At 71.2% G+C, this 15,907-nt stretch carries 15 protein-coding genes; 7 read left to right on the top strand and 8 right to left on the bottom strand.

The genetic code is table 11. The features are described 5' to 3' along the window. Positions 1-34: 34 nt before the first annotated feature. Together AB5J55_RS02210 and AB5J55_RS02205 are read right to left on the bottom strand one after the other, a co-directional pair. Positions 35-1,537, bottom strand: coding sequence for a metallophosphoesterase (locus AB5J55_RS02210; RefSeq protein WP_369268996.1), 1,503 nt, complete (start codon positions 1,535-1,537; stop codon positions 35-37). A gap of 75 nt (positions 1,538-1,612) precedes the next feature. Next, positions 1,613-2,494: an MHYT domain-containing protein gene (locus AB5J55_RS02205; protein WP_369268995.1), complete on the bottom strand. Its 882-nt coding sequence runs from the start codon at positions 2,492-2,494 to the stop codon at positions 1,613-1,615. Between the two features lie 298 nt (positions 2,495-2,792). On the opposite strand from AB5J55_RS02205, the gene AB5J55_RS02200 reads away from it, so the two are divergent. Both AB5J55_RS02200 and AB5J55_RS02195 read left to right on the top strand, forming a co-directional pair. Next, entirely contained in the window at positions 2,793-3,692 is a 900-nt protein-coding gene (locus AB5J55_RS02200; protein ID WP_369268994.1) for an arginase family protein, read from the top strand. 185 nt (positions 3,693-3,877) lie between these two features. Further along, positions 3,878-4,909, top strand: coding sequence for an alpha/beta fold hydrolase (locus AB5J55_RS02195; protein ID WP_369268993.1), 1,032 nt, complete (start codon positions 3,878-3,880; stop codon positions 4,907-4,909). A gap of 67 nt (positions 4,910-4,976) precedes the next feature. Here the strand turns inward: AB5J55_RS02195 and AB5J55_RS02190 are convergent, their stop codons facing one another. After that, a complete protein-coding gene (locus tag AB5J55_RS02190; protein ID WP_369268992.1) occupies positions 4,977-6,167 on the bottom strand; it encodes an MFS transporter in 1,191 nt (396 codons plus the stop codon). 83 nt (positions 6,168-6,250) lie between these two features. Beyond that, on the bottom strand, positions 6,251-7,051 hold the full coding sequence (locus AB5J55_RS02185; protein ID WP_369268991.1) for a DUF899 domain-containing protein: 801 nt from the start codon (positions 7,049-7,051) through the stop codon (positions 6,251-6,253). A 179-nt stretch (positions 7,052-7,230) separates the two neighbouring features. On the opposite strand from AB5J55_RS02185, the gene AB5J55_RS02180 reads away from it, so the two are divergent. From AB5J55_RS02180 to AB5J55_RS02170, 3 genes are all read left to right on the top strand, one after another. Continuing rightward, the gene (locus tag AB5J55_RS02180; protein ID WP_369268990.1) at positions 7,231-7,617 is read left to right on the top strand and encodes a metalloregulator ArsR/SmtB family transcription factor; all 387 of its coding nucleotides are present in this window, start codon (positions 7,231-7,233) and stop codon (positions 7,615-7,617) included. Continuing rightward, entirely contained in the window at positions 7,614-8,105 is a 492-nt protein-coding gene (locus AB5J55_RS02175) for an SRPBCC family protein (RefSeq protein WP_369268989.1), read from the top strand. The genes AB5J55_RS02180 and AB5J55_RS02175 overlap by 4 nt, the downstream gene beginning before the upstream one ends. 147 nt (positions 8,106-8,252) lie before the next feature. Further along, positions 8,253-9,620: a HEAT repeat domain-containing protein gene (locus AB5J55_RS02170; RefSeq protein WP_369268988.1), complete on the top strand. Its 1,368-nt coding sequence runs from the start codon at positions 8,253-8,255 to the stop codon at positions 9,618-9,620. A 4-nt stretch (positions 9,621-9,624) separates the two neighbouring features. Here AB5J55_RS02170 and AB5J55_RS02165 read toward each other — a convergent pair whose 3' ends face one another. Beyond that, entirely contained in the window at positions 9,625-10,002 is a 378-nt protein-coding gene (locus AB5J55_RS02165) for an ArsR/SmtB family transcription factor (protein ID WP_369268987.1), read from the bottom strand. A gap of 106 nt (positions 10,003-10,108) precedes the next feature. On the opposite strand from AB5J55_RS02165, the gene arsM reads away from it, so the two are divergent. After that, positions 10,109-10,882: an arsenite methyltransferase gene (gene arsM, locus AB5J55_RS02160; protein WP_369268986.1), complete on the top strand. Its 774-nt coding sequence runs from the start codon at positions 10,109-10,111 to the stop codon at positions 10,880-10,882. Here arsM and AB5J55_RS02155 read toward each other — a convergent pair. The 3 genes from AB5J55_RS02155 to AB5J55_RS02145 form a co-directional block, all read right to left on the bottom strand. Further along, a complete protein-coding gene (locus AB5J55_RS02155; protein ID WP_369268985.1) occupies positions 10,791-12,182 on the bottom strand; it encodes an MFS transporter in 1,392 nt (463 codons plus the stop codon). The two genes, arsM and AB5J55_RS02155, sit on opposite strands and share 92 nt — an antisense overlap. A gap of 518 nt (positions 12,183-12,700) precedes the next feature. Then, positions 12,701-13,456, bottom strand: coding sequence for a dienelactone hydrolase family protein (locus AB5J55_RS02150; protein ID WP_369268984.1), 756 nt, complete (start codon positions 13,454-13,456; stop codon positions 12,701-12,703). A gap of 123 nt (positions 13,457-13,579) precedes the next feature. Then, positions 13,580-14,200, bottom strand: a complete 621-nt coding sequence (locus tag AB5J55_RS02145; RefSeq protein WP_369268983.1) for an L-threonylcarbamoyladenylate synthase — start codon at positions 14,198-14,200, stop codon at positions 13,580-13,582. A gap of 174 nt (positions 14,201-14,374) precedes the next feature. On the opposite strand from AB5J55_RS02145, the gene AB5J55_RS02140 reads away from it, so the two are divergent. Next, positions 14,375-15,907: a helix-turn-helix domain-containing protein gene (locus AB5J55_RS02140; protein ID WP_369268982.1), complete on the top strand. Its 1,533-nt coding sequence runs from the start codon at positions 14,375-14,377 to the stop codon at positions 15,905-15,907.

Here is a 15,907-nt window from a genome sequence, read left to right as displayed (position 1 = left end):
TCAGTGCGAGTCCGCGATCAGTGCAGGTCCCCGATCAGTGCAAGGGGATCGTCACCTCGTCCTCGACCGGCGGGTCGACCTCCTGCGCGCGGTTGCCGGTCGCGGCGTGGCAGCGCAGGCGGACCGCCTCCGGCGTGACGTCCAGACGCAGGAAGCACTTGAAGAAGGGCGGGCTGTAGGTCGCCGAGCTCGGTGAGAACAGCTGCGTGTAGATCTTGCGCACGGGGAGGCGGAACCGGGCCGTGCGGTCCGGACGGCGGCCGGCGCCGAGCAGACTGGCGACCAGGCGGATGCGCCATGTGATGCGGGTCGTCGTCTGCTGGGCTCGGGTCAGCGGGATGCCGAGGCGCTCGGCGACGACGGCCGCAGCCTGTGCCTCGGTGACGGTGAAGAAGCGACGCAGGTGCAGCCTGCGGCCGTAGAGCTTGCTGTAGAAGGCCAGGGAGTCGCCGCGCAGCGGGTAGCAGCGGAACTCCTTCTCGGCGACGTTCGCGACGTCGACCCGCGGGATGGTGTGGGTGGCGTGCATGAACGCGCCGCCGCCGCCCGCGACCACGTACTGGATCGTGCGGCCGTCGACCTGGACCGGGTAGCGCTGGTAGTTGTGGATGTCACCACCGATCGCCGCGACGTAGCGGTGGGCCGGGTCGCGGACGATCTCGTCGACGGTCCCGCCGCCCTCGATCGTGCAGGGGTGGTGTTCGCCGTCCACGTACAGCGGCGAGCCGGTGATGAGGATCTTCGGGCGTGGATCCTTCGACACCTCGCGCAGCCACGCGCCCTGTTCGGCGTCGATGGTCCCGAGGAGTCCGGTGTCGATGCCTATGATCCGCACCGGCCCGGCGTCGATCGCCCAGTACGGCCCCGGCTGGACGGCCTGTTGGACCTCAGCCGACCTCAACTCACGCGCGTCCGCGAGTCGTTGACCGTCGTTCTTGCGTGGGCGGTGCCACAGCAGCGACCGCAGCCGAGCCCGGCTGAGCGGACGCGGTGCGGGCTCCGGCGCGAGGGGCGGGGCGTCGTCGCAGAAGACGCGCATGAACGCGCCGAGGTCCTCGTACCAGTCGTGGTTGCCGGGTATCGCGTAGATCGGTGCCTGGTAATCCTGGTACGGCCGGAAGAACTTGGGGCCGTAGTCGTCGGCGCTGCCGACCGGATAGATCACGTCACTGGCGAGGACCGCGAACCTGGTGTCCTGACCCGTCCTCAGGAAACCGGGCACGACGGCGTACTGGGGATCGTCGCCCTCGCCGGTGTCGCCGATGACGAGGAACGAGAACCGGTCCGGGTCGTCGCGCCGGATCACCTTGTCGGCGGGCGAGCCCGCGGCCGTCCGCTGCGCCACCCAGCGGCTGCGGGTACGGCCCGTGGGATCCCCGAACCAGGACGCGAGCACGCCGTTGCGGGCGGCCCACAGCATCTTGGGGTTGAGCCAGGAGATCTTCTCGACCTTGGTCGGCATCAGCCGCTTGTACGTGCCCAGTTCGGGGGCGCCCCAGCCGGCGCCTTCGGCGGTATCGCGTGAGGAGTCAGACACCGGTGCACCGTAACAATGATCTAGAGAAGGTCGAGAGGGGGGAGCGCCGCCCCGGCGCGTCGCCGCGCTCCCGGGTCACCACTTGCGGGCGTACGGTTCCCGGTTGGGCTGCGGGGTGCGGGCAGGGGCCCTGACCCCGGGGTCGTGGTCGGGCTGTTGTCGGGTGCCGGGTCGCTGGGCCGTGCCGAACCGGCGTGCTGTGCCGGGGCGGCTGCGCTCGCCCTCGCCGAGGACCAGCAGCGGGTCGAACATCACCACCACGCCGGCCAGGACGAGGAAGACGATCGGCCCCAGGAGCATGGGAAGCAGCAGCGAGGAGGACGAGTCGCCCGCCCATGACGCGCCGGTCGTGCCGTGCAGATGGACGCTGACGGCGGCCATGCCGGTGTAGTGCATCCCGGACACGGCCACGCCCATGACCAGGCTGGCGCCGAGACTGGTGAGGAAGCCGCGGATGGTGACGGCCGCCCACAGAGCGGCGGTCGCGGCGACGATCGCGATCAGGACGGAGAGTCCCACCGTGAACGTGTCGTACCGGATGCTGCCGTCGAGGCGCAGCGCCGCCATGCCCAGATAGTGCATGGCCGCCACACCGAGTCCGGTGACGACGCCCGCGCCGGCCAGCGTGCGCCTGCTCGCGCCCTGGTAGCCCACGACGAACACGCCGATGCCGACCACCAGGATCGCCACGGCGAGGCTGAGGACGGTGAGACCGGCGTCGTAACGGATCCGGGTCTCCTCGACCTCGAAGCCGATCATGGCGATGAAGTGCATCGTCCAGATGCCGCAGCCGATCGACGCGGCGCCGAGCGCCAGCCAACCGGGTTTCCACGACTGTTCGTTGAGCAAGGACCGGACGATGCACCGCAGTCCTAACGCTGCTCCCAGGCAGGCCATCAAATCGGCTGCCACCGGGGTCACCACACCGTAGCGGAACCCGTCAACCGTGCCTTCCATGAGCCAACGCCCCCCAGAGTTCTGGCCAGTTGTGGAGCAAGGTGTACGTGTGAAGGATGTGCAAAGCAAGCCTTTACCGCCGGTAGCCGTTGAAATGTGTATCACCGTGGGGCAACTCCGGTCAGGCAGCGGCGAGTTTCAGCCAGACGGGAATCGCGGTCTGGAATGCCTGCTACTAGGGCGGCGCGCACGGGCTCCAGCCTTCCCCGCACCGGCGGGCCACAAGTGGTGGCCGTCCACCGGATGTGGCACAGATGGAGGGGAGAGCGGCGGCAGGCAGTGACGGGAAGGGCCGGACATGCAGGAGCTCGCGATCATCGAGGCACCGTCCGTCCTCGGCCTGCGGCCGTCCGGGGTCCAGGACCTGCCGACGGCCCTGCTCGACGCCGGCCTGCCGGACGGTCTCCACGCGGTACGGGCCGGCCGCGTCCAACCGCCGGCCTACGACCCGACGCGGGACCCCGGCACCGGAGTCCTCAACCCCCAGGCCATCGCGGAGTACTCCGCCCGCCTCGCCGACGCCGTCGGAGACGTCCTCGACGGCGGCCGTTTCCCGGTCGTCCTGGGCGGAGACTGCAGCATCCTGCTCGGCAACCTCCTCGCCCTGCGCCGCCGCGGACGCCACGGCCTGCTGTTCCTCGACGGCCACACCGACTTCTACCAGCCCTCGGCCGAGCCGTACGGCGAGGCGGCCTCGATGGACCTCGCCCTGGCCACCGGCCGAGGCCCCCGGCTGCTCACCGACCTCGAGGACCGCGGCCCCCTGGTGCGCGACGAGGACGTCGTGGCCCTCGGCTTCCGCGACGCCGACGAATCGGCTCAGGCGGGCATGCAGCCGCTTCCCCCCGCGCTGCAGGCGATCGACCTCGAAGGAGTGCGCGCGGCGGGCGCCGCCACGGCAGCGCGCGGCGCCGTCGACCGGCTCACCGCAGGCGCGCGTACCGGGTTCTGGGTCCACCTGGACGTCGATGTCCTGGACGACGCGATCATGCCCGCCGTCGACTACCGCCTACCCGGCGGGCTGACCTGGGAAGAGCTGGAGAGCGTGCTGCGGACGGCACTGGGCGACCCGCGAGCCGTAGGACTCGACGTCACGATCTTCAACCCTCGCCTCGACCCCGACGGCACCATCGCCACCCGGCTGGCCGAGTGTCTGCGCCGGGGGCTGTCGGCACGGACGGATCGGGTACGCGACTGAGCGGGCCGCCGACAGCGTCACACCCCCTGCACCGGACGCCCGAGGGCCGATGTTGCCGAACCGGCAACGAGGTTCGCGACGCCGCGGCACGCGACCCACGATGGCGGGACGACGCGCGGACCCTCGCGCCTTCCCTTGAGGCCGCGACGCCCGGCGCGGCCACCGATCGGAGTTCCGGAGGACTCATGTCGCACCCCGCCCAGACAACGGACGTCACACACCGCCTGGTACCCGCTCCCGCCGGAAGGCTCCATCTCGCGGAAGCGGGGACGGGGCCGCTCGTCCTCCTCGTGCACGGCTTCCCGGAGTCCTGGTACTCGTGGCGCCACCAACTGCCGGCGCTGGCCGCGGCCGGGTACCGCACGGTCGCCCTGGACGTGCGCGGTTACGGGCGCTCCTCCAGGCCGGAGTCGGTGGACTCGTACCGGATGCTGGAGCTGGTGGAGGACAACGTCGCCGTGGTGGAGGCCCTCGGTGAGCGGTCCGCGGTGATCGTCGGGCACGACTGGGGCGCGACCATCGCGGCGACCTCCGCGCTGCTGCGACCCGACGTGTTCCGCGCGGTCGGGCTGTTGAGCGTGCCCTACACCCCGCCCGGCGGTCCGAAGCCGAGCGAGGTCTTCGCGCACTTGGGCGGCCCGGACGAGTTCTATGTCTCCTACTTCCAGCAGCCCGGTCGGGCCGAGGCCGAGATCGAGCCGGACGTCCGAGGCTGGCTCGCGGGCTTCTACGCCGCCCTGTCCGCCGACACCCTGCCGGCCGCCGACGCCCCGGACCCGCACTTCGTCGGCCCCGGTGGCACGCTGCGGGACAGGTTCCCGGCCGGCCGGGTGCCCGCCTGGCTCGACGAGTCGGACCTGGACGTCTACGCGGGAGAGTTCGAACGCACCGGCATGACCGGCGCCCTGAACCGCTATCGGAACATGGACCGCGACTGGGCCGATCTGGCCGACCACACCGGCGCCCCCATCACCCAGCCCTCGCTGTTCCTCGGCGGCGCACTGGACGCCTCGACCACATGGCTGGCCGACGCGATCAAGGCCTTCCCCGCGACCCTGCCCAGCCTGAGCTCGTCACACGTCCTCGACGGCTGCGGCCACTGGATCCAGCAGGAACGCCCCGAGGAGACCAACGCACTGCTGACCGACTGGCTCGCTTCCCTGCCGTTCCCCGAAAGCGCCTGGGCCAAGAGGAACCGATCCTCACAGCCGAGCTGATCCAAAGACAGGGCCCAGCTGCCGCGGACCGGCTCGGACCTGTGCGGCGCACCGTGCCCGCACAGGGTCAGGCCTCCACCGGTACCGGCCGCCGCAGCAGATAGGCGGCCGCGCTCGAAACCAGGACGGTCATACAGGCGATGAACACCAGGCCCGCGCCCTCCAACCCCATCGGTTCCGTCAGGAGGCCCACACCGATCACCGGAACCGAGATGCCCGCGTAGGCCACCACGAACAGCGTCGAGATCACCGCCGCGCGCTGCTCCGCCGGAGACGCTGCGGCGATCGCGGACAGTGCCCCGCGGAACGACAGCCCCTGCCCGATTCCGCCGACGATCGCGCTCAGCACGACCAGCCACAGCAGGTCCCACCACAGTGCGCCCGCGAGCAGCGCCAGCCCGCCGAGGAGGACGGCGCAGCCCAGTGGCAGCGATCGCCCCACCCCGACCGGGCCGACGGCCAGTTGCCCGGCGGTCGAGGCGAAGAAGGCCAGCGCCACGACCAGCCCGCTGACGGCGTGGTTGCGTTCGTTGAGGGACTCGGCCAGGAACGCCGGGCTGACCGATGTGAACACCCCGAACAGCGCGAAACCCACGAACGAGGCGATCGCCGCCGGCCCGAACACCGCCCTCACCTGCGCGGGCAGGCTGGGCCGTTGCGGCCGCACCGTACGCAGTGACCGTCGCTCCCGTACGGTCTCCGGGAGCCACACCAGCACGGCGACCGCGCACGCCACGAGCGCGAGGTGAACGATGAACGGCAGGTACAGCGGCCACGGAGCGTACTGAGCCAGCACTCCGGCGAGCAGCGGACCGCAGCCCAGTCCGCCCATGTTGGCGGCGGTCGCGACCAACGTGGCCCGGGAGGCGCCACCTTGCGGGGCCAGCTCCATCACGTACGCCGTCGCGGCCCCGGTGAGCAGACCGGCGGACAGTCCCGACAGCAGCCGTCCCGCGTACAGCCAGCCCAGCCCCGTGGCGCACAGGAAGCAGACGGCACTCGCAGCCGCGAATCCCAGTCCCGGCAAAATCACCGGACGCCTGCCCACGGCGTCCGAGGCATTGCCCGCCAGCAGCAGCACGCCGATGACTCCGAAGGCGTACACGGCGTAGACGACGGTGACCGTCAGCTCGGAGAACCCGAACTTGTCCTGGTAGTGGCCGTACAGCGGAGTCGGCAGCGTGGTGCCGGCCATGCACACGGCGAACACCGCCCCGCTGAGCACACACGCGAGCCACCCTCGGCGATCACCGTCCATGCCGCCGACGGTAAACCCCGCACACCCGACGGCAGGACCGTCGGGCGGCGGTCGGCATGTCGCGTCGACGTCGGGCGTCGTCGTCAGGCGTCGTACTCGTCGGGCAGTCGCAGACCGGGCCCGCCGACCTGCATTCCGAGCGGCTCCGCGCGGCCCTTGGGCTCCTCCCACGCCTCCTGGCGGCCGAGCGCGGTGAGGTCGAGGTGCGGATAGCCGTTGTGGAACTCCTCGATGCCGCGGCCGAACGTGGAGTAGGTGTGGAAGACGTCGTCCCCGACGCGCAGAAACGCGCTGATGCCCGGATAGTCGCCGCGCATGGCCTCCGACCACGGCGTTCCGGCCTCGGCCAGCTCGGCCTCGGTGCGCTGGTCGACCTCAACCGGTGCGACCCGGTCGTCGACGGTGGAGTGGAAGTCGTAGTTGAAGTCGCTGCCGGCCGAGGAATACCAGGGGAACGTCCACCCCATCCGCGCCCGGTACGCGGCGAGCTTCGCGTACGGCGCCCGGCTCACCGCGGCCAGCGTCGTGTTACGGACGTGCAGCTGCCGCAGCCTGGCGGGGATCTGGTCAGCCGCGGAGGAGCAGCTCGAGCAGCCCGTGTCGCGGGGGTGCTCGGTGCCGTCCGCGTCGATGTCGTAGGTCCACATGAAGTGGTGCATGACGAGCTGGGGCCGCCCCTCGAACAGATCGAGCAGACCGACCTGCCCGTCCGGCCCCTCGAAGGTGTACGGCTTGTCGACGCGCACCATCGGCAGCCGCCGCCGCTCGGCGTTGACCCGGTCACGGGCCCGCGTCAGCTCCTTCTCCTTGGCCAACAGCTCCCTACGGGCGGCGACCCACTCCTCGCGCGACACCACCTCCGGCAGGTTCGCCATCGAAGTCATCCGAGTTCTCCCCACACGTCTGGCGCCGGCGGACGAAGCGGGCACACGTCCAGCTTGCGCCCGCCCTCCCGGTGACGCATATCCGCGGTTGGGTCCCCCACGCTCGCCCCGACATCTGGAATGCCGCCCGCTTGCCTGCCTCCGCCGCAAATGCGTAACCGATGGGTTACGCTTTTTCCGTGGACGAACTGACGGACGTGGCCGACGCGATCGCCGATCCCGTGCGCCGGGAGATCCTGGTCATGTTGCGACACGCGCCGCTGACGGCGGGCGACATCGCCGCCGGGTTCTCCATCAGCCGGCCGGCGGTGAGCCGTCATCTGCGGGTGCTGCGCGAGAGCGGTCTCGTCCGGGACGAGCAGTCCGGACGTCATCGGCGCTACTCGCTCAACCGCTCGCGGCTGGGGCCCCTCACCGACTGGCTCGCCCAGTTCGACACCCAGCGGTCCGACTGGTCGCAGCGCCTCGCGGCGCTGGAGACCGAGGTCCACCGGACGCGCAGGGGCCGCACCCGTTCGACCCCCGCCGACACCCCGCGAACCGCGCCCCAGGAGGACACGGCATGAACCCTGAACCCACCGGGCAGCTCGTACCCACCTCGACGGGGTACGACCTGATCATCACCCGCACCTACCGTGCCCCGGTCGACGACGTCTGGGCGAGTGTCACCGAACCGGAGCGTACCGCCCGCTGGTTCGGCCCCTGGCGCGGCGAGGCCGGGCCCGGCCGGACGGTCGAGGTGCAGTTGGTGTTCGAGGAGTCGGCACCCTGGTACCCGATGCGGATCGAAGCCTGCGAACCGCCGCACCGACTCGCCGTCATGACGGATGACGCCGTCGGCTCGTGGTCCCTGGAGCTGCTCCTGGCCGAGGCCGACGGCACCACCGAGCTCCGGCTGATCCACCACCTCACCTCGACGGAACAACTCGGTGAGACGGGCCCGGGCTGGGAGTACTACCTGGACATGCTCACCGCCGCCCGCACGGGCGGGCCCCAGCCCGAGTTCGAGCAGTACTACCCGGCGCAGAAGGCGTACTTCGAATCCCTGAAGTAGCCGACTGCGGGGCGGGGAGTGGGGCGCGGCGTAAATCCTGTCGCGGCCCAGGAACGGCGGAACTACCCTCACCTGGGCCGGTCTTGCCTGCTCGGCGGAGAGCAGGACAGACGGGCGGTCGGTACGAGGCGGGGGGACAGCGAAAACTTGGACGCTACGGAGCTCGTCGCGGCGGTGCGACGCGGGGACGCAGAGGCCGCGAGGGCGCTGCTGGAGTCGGGAGCCGCCCCGGACACGGTCACTGACGACGGGCTGCCGGTGCTGTGTCCGGCGGTCGCCGCCTTCGACGCCGGCGTCGCGCGGGTGCTGGTCGAGGGCGGCGCGGATCCGGACCGGCTGCTGCCGGACGGAACGACTCCGCTGGTCCGGGCGGTCGAGGGCGGCTCACCGGCGATGGTGGGAGCCGTCCTGGGCCGGGAGCCGCGACTTCGCCTGCCCGAGGCGGAACGGGAGCGACTGCTGGCCCTGGCCCGGCGCTTGCACGAGTCGGGTGCGGAGGGCGAACTCCGGCGCCTGACGGGCGCGTCCGGCCCCGCCCACCGGGTCCGGGTGCTGGACGACGAGTACGACCACGTGGAGCAGCTGACCCTCGGCGACCGCACGGTCCGCGCCGGGCACAGCGCGATCCTCACGGACCTGGAGTGGGCCTTCCGCATCCTGACGCCCGTGGCCGAGCTGGTGGCCAGGGCGGTGGAGCCGCGCGATCCGGACCATGTCGCCTGGGCGTCCGTACGGTCGGTCCTCAGCGAACGCCGGAGCAAGGAGACGTGGTCCGCTGTCACGGCGTACCGGCACAGCCCGGATCCGCACCACCGCAGGTTCGTCGTCGACGTGATCTTCTGGTACGTGATGGGGCACGGGAGCTGGCGGAACTCCTACGAGAAGGAGTCGGCGGACCTGCTCGTCGCATGGGCGGCCGAAGGTGAGGAGGACCCCGAGATCCTCGCGGAGGTGCTCCGCGTCCTGAGCGAGACAGGGCACCGGGAGACGGAGGGCGTCGGATTCCGGCACGCCGATCACCCGGACCCCCGCGTCCGCGCCCGGGTTCCCGACCTGCTCCTCGACTGGGATGCGCTCCCGCCCTACTGGAGTCCGGAAGCACGGGCCGCACTGCTGGTTCTCGCCTCGGACGAGGACGGGGACGTGCGTGATCAGGCCGGCCGGGTGCTCGCTGCGGCCCATGACGGCAGCCGCGAGGTGACGGACGCCCTCGTCACGCTGCTGCGCGATCCCGTCGCCGCAGTGCGGGGCGGCGCCGCAGAGGCCGTTGCGCCCAGCAAGGACCGCACAGCGGCAGTCGCGGACGCCCTTGCGGCCCTGCTCGACGAGGATGAATTCACGACGCGTCTCAACGCCGCCTACGGGCTTCTCCGGCGGGACGACGCGCGCACCGAGGAGGCGATCAAACGCGTGGGCTCGCTCTCCCGCCCCGGTTGGGAGCACGATCACCGCCTCTCCGCGTTGTGGACCTGGCAGTGGCAACGAGACCACCCTCCGACACCCACCGAGCAGTGAGCAGTCAGGCGGGCGCCTGCGCGGTCCGCGGTGTGGTGAGGAATTCGGCGAGCTTGTCCAGGGTGCCCGGCAGCACCCAGTAGTAGACCCACGTGCCACGGCGTTCGCAGTCGATCAGGCCGGCCTGGCGGAGCAGCTTGAGGTGGTGGGAGATCGTCGGCTGGGACAGGTCGAACGCGGGTGTCATCTCGCAGACGCAGACCTCGCCCCCCTCCCGGGAGGCGATCATCGACAGCAGGCGCAGCCGGACCGGGTCCCCGAGCGCCTTGAACACCTTGGCCAGCTCCGCCGCCCGCTCGTCGGCCAGCGGTGCGGACGCCAGTCGGCCGCAGCAGGCGTCGTCCGTGTCCTGGCCGATCACCTCAAGCTCTTGTTTCGACATGCCTCTATGTTGACGTTCTTCGATCCAAGGCGCAAGCTTGCATCAAAGAACATCAATACAAGCCCTTCCGGGGCGTGACCTCCCCCTCGTCACCCAGGAGTCAGACATGACCGAGCAGTCCACTGACCTGCGTGAAACCGTCCGCATGCGATACGCCGCAGCCGCCGTACAGGTCACCGAGGGCGGCACCGCATGCTGCGGGCCGCAGGCCGTCGAGGTCGACGAGAACTTCGGCTCCACCCTCTACGCCGCCGACGAACGCGACGCCCTGCCCGCCCAAGCGGTGGCCGCCTCCCTCGGCTGCGGCAACCCCACGGCGGTCGCCGAGCTCCGTGAGGGCGACCGCGTCCTCGACCTCGGCTCCGGCGGCGGCATCGACGTCCTGCTCTCCGCCCGCCGCGTCGGCCCCAACGGGAAGGCGTACGGACTGGACATGACCGACGAGATGCTCCAACTCGCGCTCGCCAACGCCGCCAAGGCGGGCGCGACCAACGTCGAGTTCCTCAAGGGCGCCATCGAATCGATCCCGCTGCCCGCGGACACCATCGACGTGGTGATTTCCAACTGCGTGATCAATTTGTCCGTCGACAAGCCCGCCGTCTTCGCCGAGACGTTCCGCGTCCTCCGGCCCGGCGGCCGTATCGGCGTCTTTGACGTGGTCGCCGACGACACCCTCACCCCGGAGCAGCGGGCCGAGCGCGGCGACTACGTCGGCTGCATCGCCGGCGCGCTGTCCTTCGCCGAGTACCGGCAGGGTCTGCAGGCCGCGGGCTTCACGGACATCGAGATCACCCCGACCCACCCGGTCGCCGACGGCATGCACTCCGCCATCGTCCACGCCACCAAGCCCCGCACCGGCATGAGTCGCCCGTCGAGCTGAAGGCCGGCGCGCCGTGCGCGACCGGTAGCTCCCGTCCCAGGAGCGCGAGCGGGGACAGCGCCATGATCACCGGGGACAGCATCATGCCCGCCGCCGTCACCAGGAGACTTGTGCGCAGCCCCCACTCCTGAGCGAGGAACCCGCCGAGCAGGGAACCGAGCGGGGTCAACCCCCCGCCGACGAACGTGATCGTCGCGGCCGCGCGGCCCTGCATCCCGTCCGGAGTGACGGCCTGCCGGACGGCCATGACCGTGACGTTCACCAGCTGGCCGCCGAACCCGAACACGAAGCCGACCGCAAGGAGAGCGGCAACCGTTGCGGCGGAAGAACCGTGCAGCGCGGGCACACACAGGAACACGCCGTCGCCGAGTGCCGCCGCACCCACGAGCACCGCGCCATGGCCGAACCGCCTCGGCAGGCGCGCGGCCAGCAGGGAGCCCAGCAGCGCACCCGGCCCCGCCGCCGCAAGCGTCAGCCCTACGGCCGTGCCCGACAGGTGCAGTTCCCGCGGCAGGAAGAGCAGATAGACGGTCATGGTGGCCGCGAAGGAGAACTGGAAGGCGGCCGAGGCCAGGCACACGGTCCGCAGCGCGGTATCGCCGGCGACGAAACGCAGGCCCTCATGGATTTGCCGCCGGACCCGAGGGGGGTGTGGGTGTTGCGGGCGGTCCGGGAGCGGTTCGGATCGGCGGATTCGCCGGATCGACAGGAACGACAGCGCGAAGAACAGCGCGCTGGAGGCGGCAGCAAGCGGCGCCGACAGCAGCGACACCATCGTGCCGCCGAGAGCGGGACCGCCGATCTGAGCCGCGGACCGGCTGCCCTCGAGCGCGCTGTTGCCTCGCACCAGTTGGCCGCGTTCCACCAGGCGTACGAGAGACGCCTGGTATGCCACGTCGAAGAACACGGACAGGGCCCCGACGGCGAAGGCGAGCGCAAGCAGGCCGGGCAGGCCGAGCCAACCGAAGAGGCCGGCCAGGGCGGCGGCGCCCAGTGCCAGAGCCCGGCCGACGTCCGTGAGCACCATGGTCGTGCGGGTCCGCCACCTGTCCACCCACGCGCCGACGAAGAGCGAGAGCAACAGGATCGGCGCCTGCCCCACCGCGCGAAGGGCACCCAGCTGGGCGGCACTGGCATGGAGCGTCAGGACGGCGAAGAGCGGCAGAACCACCAGACTTGCGTGTTCACCGAGTTGGGAAGCTGTCTGACCCAGCCAGAGTCTGCGGAAGTCGGCGTTCCGCCGCAGGCTCGACGGGGGAGTGCGACCGGAATCGGATACGGGGGAGGAAGCGGACGGCACGGGAATCCCTTGGGTTGCCGACAACGAGGCCGTCACCGGGCGCACCACGGGCGCACCGTCGGTTCAGGCAGGGGAAAGCTCGCTGTGCCGCAACATCAAGGGCAGCACGCGATGACAGGCCGGTCACGGCCTACAACGTCAACGCGCGCTCGGAAGACCGACCATGCCTCATCTCCTCGTGACTCGCTGCACCCAGACCCTAGCCCTCGACGGCACGGTACGAAACCCGCCCGCCCTCGACCAGGCGATGTCCGGTCGGCCGGCAACTCGCCCGACGTGAGCCGTGGTTCGGCATATCGACGCCTACCGGGAACTGGGCCGCCTCCGCGACGAGTGTGACCCGGCCTACGCCAACCTCTTCCCCTCCCGGTTCCGTGGCGCCGTTGCCTCATCGACGGCGTCCTCCCGCCGCCAGGAACGAGATGCACACAGGACGCACCGCCCTTCTGACCGGACGGCACCCGAGCATGGTGAGAGCCCCGGACCACGCGGTCCGGGGCTCTTCGGCGGCGTGCGGCTCAGAACGTCCGCTTCAGCAGATCGAGCAGCGCCGCCCAGTGCCGCTCGTCCGCGGTCCTGTCGTACGCGGCGGTGTCGGCCTGCGTGTATCCGTGGTGGGCGCCTTCGTAGACCTCGTACCGGTGGCGGACCCCGGCCTCGGTGAGCGCGGCGGCCAGGCGCTCCATCTGCTCGGGAGGCATCGAGTGGTCGGCGTCGGCGTGGCCGAAGTACAGCTCGGCGGTGACGTGTTCGGCGGCCAGATGCGGGCTGTCCGGCGCGTCGGTCGCCAGTTGCCCGCCGTGGAAACCGGCCGCCGCGGCCACCCGATCCGGGTAGGCACCGGCGGTGCGCAGGGCGAGCCGCGCGCCCATGCAATAGCCGGTGAGGGCGACGGGACCGTCGGCGAACTCGGGCCGTTCGGCCATCCAGCGCAGATAGGCACCGGCGTCCCGCACGGCGAGCTCGGGCGTCAGGGACTGCATGACCGGGCCGATGCTGTCGAACAGCCCGGGCCGGGTGGCGGGGTCGATGAACTCGGGCAGATCGAACACCGGGCTGCGCCCGTGCCGGTAGAAGACGTTCGGCACCAGGACCGCGTATCCCGCGCCGGCGAGCCGGTCGGCCATCGACCGCAGCTGCGGACGCAGCCCGAAGGCGTCCTGGTAGAGGAGGACGCCCGGCCGGGGAAGTCCGTCGCCCGGGTGGGCCAGGTAGGCGTCCGCTGCACCGTCCTCGGTGGGGACGTCCACGTCTGTTCCCTGTACGGAGGTCATGGGGGTTGCCTCTCTGCGCGGTCCACGGCGAACGCGTCGCCGACCCGGCGGTACCGGGTCGCGCACATGGTTTCAGGCACCACACAAACGGGCCGCGGCACCCCCTCCCACTTGGGGACGGCTTTACTCGAATCGGGACGTGTCCCCCGCTCCCTTCCGCACGATCTCCGCCTCGCCGCCCGAGAAGTCGATGACCGTCGTCGGCTCGGTGCCGCACTCCCCGGAGTCGACGACCGCGTCCAGCACATGGTCGAGCCGGTCCTTGATCTCCCAGCCCTGCGTCATCGGCTCGTCCTCGTCGGGCAGCAGCAGCGTGCTCGACAGCAGCGGCTCCCCGAGCTCGGTGAGCAGCGCATGCGTGACGACGTGGTCGGGGATGCGCACGCCGACCGTCTTCTTCTTCGGGTGCTGGAGCATGCGCGGCACCTCCCTCGTCGCGGGCAGGATGAACGTGTAGCTGCCGGGCGTCGACGCCTTGATCGCGCGGAACACGTCGTTGTCGACCCGCACGAACTGGCCGAGCTGCGCGAAGTCCTGGCAGACGAGGGTGAAGTGGTGCCGGTCGTCCAGGCGGCGAATGGTCCGGATCCGGTCGATGCCGTCACGGCTGCCCAACCGGCAGCCCAGCGCATAGCAGGAGTCCGTCGGATACGCGATGAGCGCACCTGCGCGGACGCTGTCGGCGACCTGGGAGATGGTGCGCGGCTGAGGATTGTCGGGGTGCACGTCGAAGTACTTCGCCATTCACCGAGCCTATGCCCTGGAGGCCATGCGGCTGCGCAGGCGCCCGAATAGCTGGTGCGTCCATGTATCGGTTCGGCTGACCGGGCCGTCCGGCACGGTGTTGATGAGGGCGGCGTGAGGTAACGTCCCGGGCGGTATGCCGTGAGTGACGTGCAGGGCGAGGTGAAGGCCGACATGGCTGGCAGAGAGGACGGGGTCCGTCGGACGGGGGCGAGGAGCGCCGAGGCCTCCGCGTGGGCGGAGGAGTTGCTGGACCACCTGCGGCCGAACGGACGGGACGTCGGCAGGGTCGTCGCCTGGCTCGCCGACGCCGTGCAGGGCACCGCCTCACTGCAGGACGACACGGGCGCGCTGCTCGCGGGCACGCTGCCGGACCTGGACGACGACCTCGTCGCGGCCGTCGCCGCCGGCCGGATCGCGTCGGCCGCCTGGGAGGGCCAGGGCCGCCACCTGCGTATGGTCCGGGTGTCGTACCCGCACCCGGCGTCGGCGGGCGTGCTCGCGGTGTCGCGCGAGACGCCTTTCGACCGGCGCAGCTCCGACATCGTCACGCACACCGTCCAGGTCATCGAACTGCTGCTGAAGGCGGGCGAGACGACCGCAGCCGGGCGCCGGCTCGAGCGGGCGACGTCCGATCTGCGGCTGGCGATCCTGCAGTTGCTGATGGTGGAGGACACCGTCTCGGCACGGCGCGTCGCCGCGGGACTGTGGCCCGGCCTGCTGGACACGGACTCCGCGTGTGTCTACGTCGTCGAGTGCACCGTGCAGGAGCGCGACCGGCTCGCCGAGGAGTGCATCGACGTGACGGGCGAGCGGGCGCTGGTCGTGCTCTGCCCGGCGGTGGACGAGCACGTCATCGTCGTCACGCCCGGCGAGGCGGAGGCCAGGGAACTGCGGACGCTGATCGGCCCGCGCCCGCGCACGTTCATCGGCGGCAGCGCCCGCCAGAGCCTGGCCCGCACGGCCACCGCGTACGGGCAGGCAGTGAGCGCCCTGGCCGTGGCGCACTTCCGGCCCGGGAAAGCCGCGGTCTACGCCGAACGCACCCACCCCGAGCGCCTCATCGACCCGGCGCCCCTGCGCGGCTGGGCGGCCAATGTCCTGCACCCGCTCGACACCCTCGCGCACCACACCCGCGCGGAACTGCTCGCCACCACCCGGCTGGGCCTGGAGTTCACGGCCGTGAGCGCCGCCAAGGTCCTCGGCGTCAGCCGCAACACCGTCCGCGCCCGCATGGAACGCGTGGAAGCCCTGCTGCGTACGGACTTCTCCGACGTGACCGCCCGTGCCGTGGTCCACCTGGCACTCAACACCCAGGTGAGCCTGGCGGACGTACCCGACGCGGACGGTTCCGCGGCAGGCGCTCAGGCCTCGCTGCGCGACCTGCTGTCCGGGCCCGCCCTGCGCACCTGGGCGCAGGATGTGCTCGCGCGCCTGGAGGACGACACGCGTGACCTGCGCCGGACTCTGCGTACCTGGATCGCCGAGGGCGGCAACGCCGAGCGTGCCGCGCAGACCCTCGGCGTGCACGCCCAGACCGTCCGCGAGCACGTCCGCAGCGCGGAACCCGTTTTGGAACGCCAGCTCCTCGCCGGCGGCAGCGACCTGTACGAGGTCGTCCTGGCCCATCTCGCGGTGGGTGATCTGGATCAGCCCGCCCTGCCCGCGCCGAAATCGGGCCTTCCGGACTCACTTGTGCACAGGTGA

It is taken from the genome of Streptomyces sp. R11, from assembly GCF_041051905.1.
Taxonomy (GTDB): Bacteria; Actinomycetota; Actinomycetes; order Streptomycetales; family Streptomycetaceae; genus Streptomyces.
Note: the sequence above shows the minus strand (reverse complement) of the source record. Positions and strands in the feature narration are given on the sequence as shown.